The organism is Thalassotalea sp. ND16A (genome assembly GCF_000764205.1).
Taxonomy (GTDB): domain Bacteria; phylum Pseudomonadota; class Gammaproteobacteria; order Enterobacterales; family Alteromonadaceae; genus Thalassotalea_A.
On the sequence record NZ_JQDZ01000112.1, the window covers coordinates 220,995 to 235,153 of the forward strand.

Annotated in this window: 9 protein-coding genes; 8 read left to right on the top strand and 1 reads right to left on the bottom strand. The window is 44.9% G+C overall.

Features of this window, described 5'->3' with window-relative positions:
• The first annotated feature begins 85 nt into the window (after positions 1-85).
• The 4 genes from ND16A_RS03125 (at position 86) to ND16A_RS03110 (ending at position 4,369) form a co-directional block, all read left to right on the top strand.
• Positions 86-2,335, top strand: a complete 2,250-nt coding sequence (locus tag ND16A_RS03125) for a dehydrogenase E1 component subunit alpha/beta (RefSeq protein ID WP_033078871.1) — start codon at positions 86-88, stop codon at positions 2,333-2,335.
• On the top strand, positions 2,322-3,374 hold the full coding sequence (locus ND16A_RS03120; protein ID WP_033078872.1) for an ACP S-malonyltransferase: 1,053 nt from the start codon (positions 2,322-2,324) through the stop codon (positions 3,372-3,374). The genes ND16A_RS03125 and ND16A_RS03120 overlap by 14 nt, the downstream gene beginning before the upstream one ends.
• A 41-nt stretch (positions 3,375-3,415) precedes the next feature.
• On the top strand, positions 3,416-3,871 hold the full coding sequence (locus ND16A_RS03115; protein ID WP_033078873.1) for an ArgR family transcriptional regulator: 456 nt from the start codon (positions 3,416-3,418) through the stop codon (positions 3,869-3,871).
• A gap of 210 nt (positions 3,872-4,081) precedes the next feature.
• A complete protein-coding gene (locus ND16A_RS03110; protein WP_033078874.1) occupies positions 4,082-4,369 on the top strand; it encodes a GIY-YIG nuclease family protein in 288 nt (95 codons plus the stop codon).
• A 123-nt stretch (positions 4,370-4,492) separates the two neighbouring features.
• On the opposite strand, the gene ND16A_RS03105 is transcribed toward ND16A_RS03110, so the two are convergent.
• Positions 4,493-5,206 carry a FadR/GntR family transcriptional regulator gene (locus ND16A_RS03105; protein ID WP_033078875.1) on the bottom strand — a complete coding sequence of 238 codons (714 nt, stop codon included), beginning with the start codon at positions 5,204-5,206 and terminating at the stop codon, positions 4,493-4,495.
• Positions 5,207-5,415: 209 nt separating this feature from the next.
• Here ND16A_RS03105 and ND16A_RS03100 point away from each other — a divergent pair, with 209 nt between their 5' ends.
• From ND16A_RS03100 to metK, 4 genes are all read left to right on the top strand, one after another.
• Positions 5,416-8,643 carry a glycoside hydrolase family 2 TIM barrel-domain containing protein gene (locus ND16A_RS03100; protein ID WP_033078876.1) on the top strand — a complete coding sequence of 1,076 codons (3,228 nt, stop codon included), beginning with the start codon at positions 5,416-5,418 and terminating at the stop codon, positions 8,641-8,643.
• Between the two features lie 2 nt (positions 8,644-8,645).
• On the top strand, positions 8,646-11,021 hold the full coding sequence (locus ND16A_RS03095) for an aminotransferase class III-fold pyridoxal phosphate-dependent enzyme (RefSeq protein ID WP_052073270.1): 2,376 nt from the start codon (positions 8,646-8,648) through the stop codon (positions 11,019-11,021).
• Between the two features lie 51 nt (positions 11,022-11,072).
• Positions 11,073-12,605, top strand: a complete 1,533-nt coding sequence (gene amaB / locus ND16A_RS03090) for an L-piperidine-6-carboxylate dehydrogenase (protein WP_033078877.1) — start codon at positions 11,073-11,075, stop codon at positions 12,603-12,605.
• A gap of 351 nt (positions 12,606-12,956) precedes the next feature.
• Complete coding sequence (gene metK, locus ND16A_RS03085; protein ID WP_033078878.1) at positions 12,957-14,144, top strand: methionine adenosyltransferase; 1,188 nt, start codon at positions 12,957-12,959, stop codon at positions 14,142-14,144.
• The last annotated feature ends 15 nt before the right edge of the window (positions 14,145-14,159 follow it).

Sequence of the window (14,159 nt, forward strand, 5' to 3'; positions counted from 1 at the left end):
CTAAAGAACCTGAGCTGACCATGCGTGAACGGTCAGCTTGAATTGGCCATCTTAAGATGGCCATCTTTTAGCACCCGGAATATATATGGTCGATCGTAATCAATTAGTAAAAGAAAATTTTGTCAGCTTAGTCAGTGCTGAAAACTTGCCGCAATCAGCATGCAAGCTAACCCCGAGCGACGCCGGCTTAACGGCTAGTGATCTGGTCGATATCTTTGAAAGCCAGGTGATGAGCCGGCATTTGGATTTGCAATCACGAATTATGCAAAAACAAGGGCAAAGTTTTTATACCATCGGCAGTGCCGGCCATGAAGGCAATGCGGCTTACGCCAAAGCTTTTAGAGCAACAGATATGGCCTTTTTGCATTATCGCAGTGGTGCCTTTGTTATTCAGCGTGCCAAACAAGTGGCCGGGCAAACGCCGTTGTATGACATGCTGTTGTCTTTTGCCGCCTCGATTGATGATCCTATCTCTGGTGGTCGCCATAAAGTGCTGGGCAGTAAAGCGTTGGCTATCCCGCCACAAACCAGCACCATAGCGTCGCATTTACCAAAAGCCATGGGTACCGCATTTAGTATCCCGTTGGCGAAACGGTTGAGTATGGCAGGCGAACTACCCAGTGACAGCGTAGTTATTTGTAACTTTGGTGATGCCTCGTCGAATCATTCAACCGCGCAAGGAGCATTTAATTGCGCCGCCTGGGCAGCCTATCAGTCGGTGCCGATGCCAATTGTGTTTGTTTGTGAAGACAACGGTATTGGTATTTCGACCTCGACCCCAACCGGTTGGATTGCCGCTAACTTTAAACACCGCGCCGGCCTTAAATACATCTATTGCGATGGCTTAAATATTATTGATACCTACCATAAAGCCAAGCAAGCAGAAAAATACGCCAGGCAACACGGCAAGCCGGTATTTTTGCATGTCAGAACGGTACGTTTACTCGGTCATGCCGGCTCTGATGCCGAATTTGTCTATCGGGATATGGCCGATATTGAAGCCACAGAGCTGCAAGATCCGTTGTTACACAGCGCGCGTATTTTGCTGGAAAACGGAGCATTGACCAGCAAACAAATCATCCAAATTTATCAACAAGTAGAGCAACGTATTGCCAGGATTGCCGAACAAGTAGCGAGCAAGCCAAAATTGCAAACTGCCGGGCAGGTGCAGGCGAGTATCGTCCCGCCAGTCAAAAATAATGTACTAACCGAACTGGTTAGTGCCGAGCAACGGCAGCAATTGTTTGCCCACGAGAAACACAATCTCAATAAAAAACAGCATTTAGCCAAATTGCTGAATTGGACCTTAATGGACCTGATGGCGCAACATGACAACATTGTGATGTGTGGCGAAGATATTGGTAAAAAAGGTGGCGTTTATAATGTCACCAGCAAACTGTTCGACAGGTTTGGCCATAACCGGGTGATCAATACCTTACTCGATGAACAATCGATTTTAGGCGGCGCCATTGGTTTTGCCCATAACGGCTTTTTACCGATTGCAGAAATTCAGTTTCTTGCTTATGTGCACAATGCCGAAGATCAAATCCGGGGTGAAGCGGCGACTTTGCCGTTTTTCTCCAATGGTCAGTTCAGCAACCCTATGGTGATCCGGATCGCCGGTCTCGCTTATCAGAAAGGCTTTGGTGGCCATTTTCATAATGACAATTCGTTTGCCGTGTTTCGTGATATTCCGGGATTGATCGTGGCCTGCCCGTCAAATGGCGCCGATGCCGTTGAAATGATGCGCAGTTGTGTGCAATTAGCGCGTGAGCAGCAGCGTATCGTGGTATTTCTTGAACCTATCGCCTTGTATATGACCAAAGATTTACATCAAGCCGGCGATGGTTTGTGGACGGCCAATTACTTACCGCCGGCTGATGCAAAGACTGAGATCAATCAGCAAGTGAGTGTCTATGGCGAAGGCCGAGATATTTGTATTTTGTCTTATGGCAATGGTTATTTTCTGGCGCGACAGGCGGAAAAAATCCTGGCCGAAAAAGGTATCCGTTGCCGAGTGGTAGATTTACGCTGGCTCGCACCGCTAGATGAAAAAGGCATTCTCGAGCAAGTAAGCCAATGCCAACAGGTCATCATTGTTGATGAGTGCCGTAAAACCGGCTCTATCAGTGAAGCGCTGGTGACGTTAATTCATGAGCAACAAGCAGAACAAAGTAGCACAGCGACGCTGACTCGAATTACTGGTGAAGATTGCTTTATTCCATTAGGCAGTGCCGCCTATCACGTGTTGCCATCAACGACAGATATTGTTGAAACTGCGTGTGCGATTATGAACAATAAAAAAGGATTAGAGTGTATTCATGAGTACAACTAAGTCGAAGAAAACCGCCGTGGTCATTTGTCCGGGGCGTGGCACCTATAATAAAGAAGAGCTGGGTTACCTTAAACGTTTGCATAGCGATAAGGTAGAGCTGGTTGAAGTGATTGATAATTATCGCCAGCAGCAAGGGCAAGTGAGCGTTAGCGAACTCGATACCATGGCGAAATACAGTATGCGTAAGCACACCGCCGGTGAAAACGCCTCGGCGCTAATATACGCTTGTGCGCTGGCCGATTTTCAAGCGATTAATCAGGATGAATATGACGTTGTGGCAGTAACCGGTAATTCCATGGGCTGGTATATTGCTTTGGCTGTTGCCGGCGCGTTGCAACCTGCTGCCGCCATTGAGTTAATCAATACTATGGGCTCAATGATGACCGATGGCGTCGTTGGCGGTCAGATGATCTACCCTATTGCCGATGAAAACTGGTGTGAAGACAGCGCTAAAGTAAAACAAATAATGCAATGGTTAGCTGAGGTGAACCAGAAAGATGACTGTGAGGTTCATATTTCGATCCACTTAGGGGGTTATCTGGTGTTTGGTGGCAACCAGGTTGGCTTAAGCGCGTTAGAAGCCAAGTTGCCGGTGGTACAAGACCGATATCCGATGAACTTATTTAATCACGCCGCTTTTCATACGCCATTGTTAACAGACACTTCGGCGAAAGCCAAGACGTTATTGTCATCTGAGCTGTTTTGTACACCACAGTTACCCCTGATCGACGGCTTAGGCAATATCTGGCAACCGTACAGTAGCGATCTCAATGCTTTGTACGATTACACCTTAGATACACAAGTTGTCGAGCCCTACAATTTCAGCAAGGCGATAGAAGTGGCAGTAAAAGAGTTTGCCCCGGATAAATTGATTATCTTAGGACCGGGGGCAACGTTAGGGGGCGCCGTCGCCCAAAGCTTGATTAAACAGCAATGGTTAGGGTTAAACTGTAAAGCTGATTTTATCAGTCGACAGAAGTCTGATCCGTTTATTCTTGCCATGGGGCTTGAAGATCAACGCAAACATGTTTTACCCTAATGGTAAAAGTGCACTGGTACTCCCATAGGAATGAAAGAACGATGAAAGAACAGAGTTTCCTTATTGCTTTTAAAGCGTTGTTAAAAGCGCAAAGCTGCAGCTCTCAGAGTGAGATCACCACGGCATTGGCCAAACAGGGTTTCGATAATATCAGTCAGGCGAAAGTGTCTCGTACCCTGACCAAATTGGGTGCAGTAAAAAACCGTAATGTAAAAAACCAGGTGGTTTACATGCTCCAGGATGAGTTGGCGGTGCCGCGTTCAAAGCAGGCAATTCATACGGTAGTAAACAGTGTTAAACACAACAATATGCAAATTATCATCAAAACTGGCATTGGCGGTGCGCCTTTGATTGCCCGAATGTTAGACATACAGGGTGAGTCGATTGGCGTATTAGGCACACTGGCTGGCGACGATACCATTTTTATCGCGCCAGTGGATGTAAATAAAATAAATGAAATTGCCGAATCGATAAGTATTTTACTCGATGTGGAGTAGCTAAAAGAAAGCTACTGGCAGATGGGTTGTGGAATTTAACTTGCAAGTATCTGAACAACACTCCGAAACAATTAACCACGTCATCCCGCACTTGATGCGGGACCTCTCTACGTAAACAGAGAATACCTTACAATTTCTTTTTTAGACGTTGACGCATTGTAGTCTGTTTAAACTACACTTTAATTTCAGTCATTGAAAAGGAATTCAATCATGAAACAACCCGCAATTTATATCATTTCAAATAAGCATAATACCGTTTTGTTTATTGGTGTCACGAGTCATTTAGTTCAACGAATTTATCAACATAAAGAAAAGCTTATTGAAGGTTTTAGTAAACAATATAATCTTTTTAAGCTTGTTTACTTTGAACTATATGACGATATGGAGAGCGCTATTTTAAGAGAGAAAAAACTTAAAATATGGAAACGAGATTGGAAAAACGAGCTAATTAGTATAGCGAATCCAAGTTGGAAGGATTTATATCCGGATATTATTTAGGTGCTTTTTTAGAGCCACCAATTGCGTCAGGAGGTCCCGCATCAAGTGCGGGATGACGGCGCTCTTTTTAGAATTTAGTGGATAGCTGCCCGTAGCTCGTAGCTTCTTTTAGCCAGCAGCTTTCTACTTCTCTTCCATTTCCGCTATCGCGTCATTAACCAGACCAACGGTAATTTTTTGCGTTTTTAACGAGGCATCATGGGCAGCTTGTGGGTTTCTATTGGCAATATTGTCAAAAATGTCTGCATGCGCCTGATATTCATCAATGGTGATCGCTTTAAAACGATTGGTGAAGCGCAAGTTCACCTGTAACGCAATTTGGATAAAGTTTTTAAGCTGGATAAAGAATGGGTTATTGCTGGCCCCTAATATGCTGGTATGAAATTCAATATCCGCTTCTAAGGTATCGTCATAACCATCTTCAGCGCTTTTCATTCGCGCCAAGGCATTTTTAATCGATTCAATATCACTGTCTTTGGCATATTGTGCAGCCAAATAAGCCGCTTCCGGTTCTATTGACAAGCGTAATTGCAGAAAATGGCGCAACATATACAAATCGGGCTTGCCAATTAAGATCCAGTTTAATACTTCGACATCAAATAAATTCCAGTGCTTTGAATCTAATACTTTAATGCCTTGTCTGGGACGTGAACTGATCAAGCCTTTCGCGGTTAACATTTTTACCGCTTCCCGGGTTGCTGTACGGCTGATGTCATACTGGGCACAGAGATCTGCCTCAGAAGGCAGCTTATCACCCACTTTGTATTTGCCTTGCAAAATATCTTTGCCTAACTCGTGCACTAATTGTTGAGTTAAATTGCGGTGTCCTGATTGCATAATGATCTGCTTATCCCTTAATTATGATTAGTATGATAATTGAGATTGACCCAATACACTAGGTTAATTTTAAACTCTTTGTTAATGCTCTGTGGTGCTGTTGTTAATGGTGATTTTGCGGAAATTGCATTTTATTTTTTAATAACAGTTGAAAATACTATTTATAATTGTATTATAAATAGTACATTTTGTTAAGTTAGAATTTTACAATGAAATTATTTTCGAAAAACATTGCCCTGTTATCTGCGTCTTTATCTGTGCTGTGTTCGTTATCAGCAACAGCAGCAGACAGGCAACCGTATGAAGATCATACGGTGTTTGCCATCAACAAACTTGCAGGTCACGCAACGTTATTTCCCTTCCAATCTACATCGGCAGCGCTGGCGACTGAAAAGGAGCAGAGCAGTAATTTTATTTTGCTAAATGGTTTGTGGCAGTTTGACTGGCAAAAATCACCAAAAAATAAACCTGCAGGATTTGAGCAAGTAAATTTTGATGATTCTGCCTGGAGCCAAATTCCGGTTCCGGGAAACTGGGAAACCGAAGGCTTTGGCTATCCCATTTACCTGGATGAGCGTTTCCCGTTTACCACTACCTGGCCTGATGCGCCGACTGATTACAACCCTATCGGCTCGTATCGCAAACCGTTTACCTTGCCTAAAGCCTGGCAAGAAAAACAAGTATTTCTTCATATCGGCGCGGCCAAATCGTCGTTGGATGTGTGGTTAAATGGTGAGAAAGTTGGTTTCAGTCAAGGTTCAAAAACGCCGGCTGAATTCGATTTGACGCCTTATATTAACAACGACAATAATTTGTTAGCGTTGCAAATTCGTCGCTGGAGTGATGCCAGTTATTTAGAAAGTCAGGACATGCTGCGCATTTCTGGTATCGAGCGCGATGTCTACTTATACGCCACCAATAAGCAACAAATTTTTGATTTTTACGCCAAATCAAGCCTCAACAAAGACTTTAATAAAGCTGAGTTAGCGTTAGAGCTGACATTAAAAAATCATCAGCAAACGGCCAGTAAGCAGCAGGTTGAATATCAATTACTCGACCCTATTGATGATATGAAAGTGGTGATGTCAGGTGAAACTAAGCTTAGCCTGAAACCTGGGGGAGAAAATCACGTTACCCTAACCGGCAAACTTGCCAACCCGCGCCTGTGGACTGCGGAAACGCCAAACCTATACACCTTACTGATCACCTTAACAGACAGTGAGGGTAACCATTTAGAAACCATTCGTGATGATATTGGCTTTCGTCATATTGAAATTATTAATAGCCAGTTAACGGTAAACGGCAAAGCCATTACCATTCGTGGTGTTGACCGTCACGAAACCGACCCATTGCATGGTCATGTAGTGACCAAAGCGTCAATGGAAAAAGACATTAAATTGATGAAACAATTCAATATTAATGCGGTGCGTTCTTCGCATTACCCCAATAATCCGTACTGGTACGATTTAACCGATAAGTACGGCATGTATGTGATTGATGAAGCCAATATTGAATCACACCCTTTGGCTATCGATGAAAAAACACAATTGGGCAATGAAATGAGCTGGTTACCGGCGCATCTTGACCGTACCCAACGTATGTTCGAACGCGATAAAAACCACCCGTCGATCATAATCTGGTCATTAGGTAATGAAGCCGGTGAAGGCAAAGTGTTTGCAGCCACTTACCAATGGTTAAAAGATAACGACGGTACTCGTCCGGTACAATACGAACCAGCAGGTGAAGAGCACTATACCGATATTTTTGCCCCTATGTATCCATCGATTGAACGGTTAGTGAAGTATGCCGAGTCAAACCCGAAACGCCCGGGGATCATGATCGAATACGCCCATGCTATGGGGAACTCGGTCGGTAATTTAAAAGAGTATTGGCAGGCCATTGAAAAATACGACGTGCTACAAGGTGGTTTTATCTGGGATTGGGTCGACCAGTCGCTGGAATATACCAATGATGATGGCGTAAAATATTGGGCGTATGGCAAAGACTTTCACCCAGATGTGGCCAGTGATGGTAACTTCTTAAACAACGGTTTAATGAACGCGAATCGCGAACCACACCCCCATGCCTTTGAAGTGAAAAAAGTCTATCAGGCGATTCGTTTTGACCATAAAGATAAGCAAGATTTGCTCGCGGGTAAATTTACCTTAGAAAACCGCTTCGACTTCATCAACCTTGAACAATACGATTTGCATTGGTTTATTGAAGCCGATGGTGAAAAAATAGCTCAGGGCAAACAGGCTCTACCGAGTGTAGCACCAAGCCAAACCAAGAGTTTAACTGTACAGTTACCTAAGCTGCCAACGGCAAGTACGAAAGAGTATTTTATCACCTTAAGTGCGGTAATAAGAGAGCCACAACCGTTATTAAGCGCCGGCCATGAACTCGCTTTTGCCCAATTTAAGTTGCCAATGAAACCACAAGCCAGTGTAACCAGCACTAATCATGCCCGGTTGAAGCAACCGTTGCAGCAACAGCAAAGTAACTCGCAACTTATCTTTAGCAATGAGTTGGCAACGATGAGTTTTGATAGCAAGTCGGGGTGGTTAAGCGATTATCAGTATCAAGGACAACACTTGTTAACGGCACCATTAATGGCGAATTTCTGGCGCGCACCTACCGATAATGACTTGGGTAATGGCATGCAAAAATGGGCCGCTATCTGGCAAACGGCAGCGGCGAATTTAACGCTAACCTCATTAGAATCGAAGCAGCAAAAACATGGTGTTACGGTGAGTGCTCATTATCGCAGTAGCGCTTTTAAAGGCGATTACCAGGTACAATATCGTTTGCACAATAATGGTCAAATTCATCTGCAAACTGAACTTAATATTGCGCCGGGACAAACCTTGCCGAACCTGCCGCGTATGGGCATGCAATTAGCCATGCCAAATGATTTTAAGGGACTGACATGGTTTGGTCGGGGTCCGCATGAAAGCTATAGCGACCGTCAGGATTCGGCGCAAATATCCTTGTATAAAGCTATGCTAAATGAACAGATTCATCATTATGTGCGTCCACAAGAAAATGCCAATAAAACCGATGTTCGCTGGTTAGCGCTAAAAAACAGTCAAGGCCAGGGCTTAATGGCCGTTGGCGATGACTTACTGAGCGCCAGCGCCTGGCCTTATGCGCAAAGCGCGATTGACTTTATTGCCGGCAAAGATGGCGAAGAATCGGCGTCGGGTTTAGTACCGGTAACCAGTAAGCATGGCGCAGAAGTCAGCTTAGGTGATGCCGTTACGGTGAATATCGACCATAAACAAATGGGCGTTGGCGGCGATACCTCGTGGGGCCGATTAGTGCATCCGCAATACACTATCCCGGCACAAAGCTATCAATACGGCTTTACCTTAATTCCATTCGCTGAGCAAAATACTGATTTATCAGAATTGGCTCGCGGTTTTAAAGAGAAATAATTATGACAACTGCCACTAATGCCGAGAGCAACGCCAAGAGCAATGCCAACAGTAGCCTGTTTTCAGAAGCTCAAGTTGCCGCACTCGTTGAGCAACACTATCAACTGCACGGTAAATTTAAATCGTTGCCTGGTTATTGCGACCAAAATTTAATTTTAACCACAGACATTGGTGAGCAGTACATCGTTAAAATTGCCAACTCTAGCGAATCGAAATTAGAACTGGATATGCAAAATTCGGCAATGGCACATTTAACTGCGAAGGGCATCAAGGTGCCGCACGCCGTTGCGAACGCTGAACAGCAATTACTGACCCCTGTTGCAAACGAAAATGACCATGAACACCAGCAGACGCTCTTATTGCGCGTACTCAGCTATTTGCCTGGCGTATTTTATGCCGATGCCAGCAATGCTAGCCATGGCCCTGAGCTGTGGGGCAGTCTTGGCAAGTTTATCGGTGAAGTGGATCAAGGGTTGGCGGATTTTCAGCACCCCGGTAGCTACCGTTATTTAGAATGGGATCTGGCGCAAGGCCTGGGCATTTGCCAAACCAAAAAGCATTGTTTAAACGCTGAGCAACGCGATCTGGTCGATCACTTTCTTAACCTGTATCAGGCACAAACCTTGCCCATGCTGGCACAACTGCCACAAGGGATTATTCATAACGATGCCAATGATTACAATGTCTTAATCGATGATAAAACGCTGCCGAAAACAGTGACGGGTTTAATCGATTTTGGCGATATGGTGCACAGCCAGGTGATAAACGAATTGGCCATCGCCTCTGCCTACGCGTTAATGGGACAACAAGACCCGTTAGCGACGTTAAAAACGTTAGTTGCCGCTTATCATCAGCAGCGAGCATTATCGGAAACCGAGCTGGAAGTGCTATTTTCCCTGGTGGCGTTACGATTATGTACCACAGTGTGTAACTCAACCCTTGCCCACCAGCTGCAACCTGAAAACGACTACCTGTTAGTGTCGGTGCAACCGGCCTGGGCCTTGCTTAAGCAATTGCGCCAGTTAAATCCGTTTGCCGTGTATTGTCAGTTAAAGCAGGTTTGTCATTACCCGGTGGATAGCGGCAAAAGCAAAGCCGAGATCACCAGCTATCGACAACAACATTTGGGCAAAACGCTGAGTTTGAGTTACCAGCAACCGCTGAAAATAGTCCGTGGCCAGGGCGCTTATCTCTATGACGAGCAAGGCAATGGCTATTTGGATATGGTCAACAATGTGTGTCATGTCGGTCACTGCCACCCGAAAGTTGTTGCCGCAGGTCAGGCGCAATTGGCCAAATTAAATACCAACACCCGGTATTTGCATGACAACCTGGTTAATTATGCCGATAAATTATTGGCCACTATGCCAGACGAGCTGTCGGTGTGTATGCTAGTGAATTCAGGCAGTGAGGCCAATGAATTGGCATTTCGCTTAGCCCGTAATTACAGCAAATCGAAAGAGTTACTGGTGGTTGACGGCGCTTATCATGGCAATACCAACGCCTGTATTGAAGCCAGTCCATACAAATTTGATGGTCCGGGCGGCGAAGGGGCACAACCTTACGTGCATAAAGTTACCTTACCAGACCCATATCGTGGCGAATTTTTAGGGGACACACTCGAAACCGCCAATGCCTATGCCGACAGCATTGATACGGTTATTAGCGAGTTGGCAGCGCAAGGCAAGAAGCCGGGCGCGTATATCTGTGAATCGCTGCAAGGGGTTGCCGGGCAAATTATTATGCCACAAGGCTACCTTAACGCCGTGTACTCGAAAGTACGCGCCGCGGGCGGCGTATGTATTGCCGACGAAGTACAAGTGGGTTTCGGCCGGGTAGGTACGCATATGTGGGCATTTGAAACGCAACATGTAACCCCGGATATTGTTACCCTGGGCAAGCCTATTGGTAATGGTCACCCGATGGCGGCGGTAATCACCACCCAGGCGATTGCCGATGCCTTTGTTACCGGCATGGAATATTTCAATACCTTTGGTGGCAACCCGGTATCTTGTGCCATAGGCACAGCCGTACTCGATGTGATTAAAGAGGAGAAGTTACAACAACATGCGCTAACCACCGGCAATTATTTTCAACAGCAACTTAAACAGCTGCAGCAGCAATTTGACCTTATTGGCGAAGTCAGAGGCTTAGGTTTATTTATTGGCGTTGAGTTGGTCGAAGACAGAGACACGAAACAGCCGGCAACCGATAAAACCTCGTGGTTAATCGAGTACTTTAAGCAAAATAACATTTTGTTAAGTACCGAAGGACCCTGTTACAACATCTTAAAAATTAAACCGCCATTGGCGTTTAGCCAACACGACGCCGATAAATTTATCGCCGTACTCAAGGCCGGTTTAACCGAACTTTTATAAATTAATCGATTAACCACATTTACAAAATTATTTATAGCTTTAGGAACACTCATGAATTTTTTAAAAACTTTAGGCATTCAACAGCATAACTTTGGCGCCAGTACTGGCCTGCAATGGTTAAGTACCCAAGATCAGGGGCAATTTGATATCTCATCGCCTGTTGACGGTAAAGCCATTGCCAGCGTGTACCAATGTTCAACCGCCGATTATGAGCATGTGGTAGCTACTGCCCAAAGCGCTTTTAATCGCTGGCGTAAAGTGCCATCGCCAATGCGTGGCGAAATCGTTCGTCAAATAGGCAATAAACTGCGCGACTTTAAACAACCTCTTGGCGAGCTGGTTGCTTATGAAATGGGTAAGTCGTTGCAAGAAGGTTTGGGCGAAGTTCAGGAAATGATCGACATTTGTGACTTTGCCGTCGGTCTTTCACGTCAGCTTAATGGTTCAACCCTACACTCTGAGCGTCCACAGCATCGTATGTATGATCAATACCATCCTCTAGGCATCGTTGGCGTGATCTCTGCGTTTAACTTCCCGGTAGCGGTGTGGTCATGGAATGCGATGATCGCGGCCATTTGTGGCAACGTGACTATTTGGAAACCATCAGAAAAAACGCCATTAACCGCCATCGCTTGTCAGAACATCATTAAAGACGTACTGCAAAGCAACGACATTGCTGAAGGCGTATTTTCTCTGGTCATTGGTGCAGGTAACGTGATTGGTGAAGGCATGTTGCACGATAAACGTGTACCACTTATGTCAGTAACCGGTTCAACCCGGGTTGGTCGTCATGCCGGTACCAGCGTTGCCGCCCGTTTTGGCAAATCTATCCTTGAGCTAGGTGGCAACAATGCCGTTATCGTTAGCCAGGATGCCGATTTGAATATCGCCATCCCGGGTATTGTGTTTGGCGCTGTCGGCACTGCCGGCCAACGTTGTACCACCACCCGCCGAGTGATTGTGCATGAGTCAAAATATCAACAAGTCAAAGATATTTTAGTGAAAGCTTACTCGGGCTTGCGTATTGGCTCGCCATTAGATGAAAGCAATCATGTAGGTCCGTTAATTGATACTCAGGCGGTAGCAATGTTTAGTCAGGCCCTCGATAACGTACAAACCGAAGGTGGTAAGTTACTTTGCGGTGGTGAAGTGCTAAGCGGAGCAGGCTATGAGTCTGGCTGTTACGTTAAGCCGGCAATCGTCGAAGCGAAAAATCATTTTAACATGGTACAGCAAGAAACGTTCGCGCCAATTGTCTATTTGATCAAATACTCTGGCGATTTGGATGACGCCATTGCCATTCAAAATGACGTGGTACAAGGGTTGTCATCGGCCATTTTCACCAACAATCTGCGTGAAGCCGAAAACTTCCTGTCTCACTGGGGCTCAGATTGTGGTATTGCCAACGTCAATATTGGTACCTCGGGTGCTGAAATTGGTGGTGCTTTTGGTGGCGAAAAAGAAACCGGTGGTGGTCGCGAGTCTGGCTCTGATGCCTGGAAAGCATACATGCGTCGTCAAACCAACACCATTAACTACTCAACTGAATTACCATTAGCACAAGGCATCAAATTCGATATCTAGAAGTTTACTACCGTTCAGTAGCGCTAAATTTACCGCGCTACTGAGCGGTAGTTAACTTATTATTTAAATTGGTATTGGTCAAAGCTCCCGCCGGCAAACAAATATTTGAAATTTCTAGATAAATCAATCTAGATCAAATCCTGCCATTAAAGCCTAATTTAAAATGTTTGCCAGTAGTTGAGACAATCCTACTGTTAATTAAAAGTTTTAGACGTCTAGACGTAAATAGCTGGATTTTTAAAAAGAACCAAGGTAGAATCCTCAGCATTAAAAATGAATAGGCAATATTTCAGTATTTTCGTTAGAGATACTCAGTCTATTTATTCAGTTAGATTAGATTAAAGAGACATTATGGCTAAACATTACTTTACTTCAGAATCTGTATCTGAAGGTCACCCGGATAAAATTGCCGATCAAATTTCTGATGCGGTACTTGATGCAATTATTGCCAAAGACAAGCACTCACGCGTTGCTTGTGAAACTATGGTGAAAACCGGGGTAGCGATTATCTCTGGTGAAGTAAGCACCACAGCCTGGGTTGATTTAGAAAAAATCACTCGTAAAGTGATTTCAGACATAGGTTATACCTCATCAGAAGTCGGTTTTGATGGTGAAACTTGTGGCATCATGAACCTAATTGGTCAGCAATCTCCTGAAATTGCCCAAGGTGTTGATAGAACAAAACCGGAAGATCAGGGCGCCGGTGACCAAGGGTTAATGTTTGGTTATGCAACCAATGAAACTCCTTCACTGATGCCTGCGCCATTATACTATTCGCACCGTTTAGTCGAGCGTCAGGCCGAAATGCGCAAATCAGGAGTATTGCCATGGTTACGTCCAGATGCAAAATCGCAAGTGACTTTTGTTTATGAAGACAATAAGCCGGTAGCGATTGATGCGGTGGTATTATCTACTCAACACAACCCGGATATTACTCAGGAAGATTTACACAATGCGGTAATGGAAAACATTATCAAGCATACTTTGCCTGAAGAGTTATTAACCGAAGATACCAAGTACTTTATCAATCCAACCGGTCGTTTTGTTATTGGTGGCCCGGTAGGGGATTGTGGATTAACCGGTCGTAAAATTATTGTAGATACCTACGGCGGTATGGCTCGTCACGGTGGCGGTGCCTTCTCTGGTAAAGATCCATCAAAAGTTGACCGCAGTGCCGCCTATGCTGGCCGTTATGTGGCAAAAAATATTGTGGCTGCAGGGTTAGCCGATCGTTGTGAGATTCAAGTGTCATACGCCATTGGCGTAGCTGAGCCAACATCGATTTCTATCGATACCTTCGGTACCGGTAAAGTGGATGAAGAAACGTTAATTAGCATCATTCGTGACAACTTCGACTTACGTCCATACGGCATCACCAAAATGCTCGATTTATTGCACCCTATGTACCAGCAAACGGCTGCATACGGTCACTTTGGTCGCGACCCGTTTGAAATGACGGTTGGTGATGATACCTTTACCGCTTTTAGTTGGGAAAAAACCGATAAAGCGGATGCTCTTCGAGTTGCTGCTGGTTTATAAACCACCACAATTAGA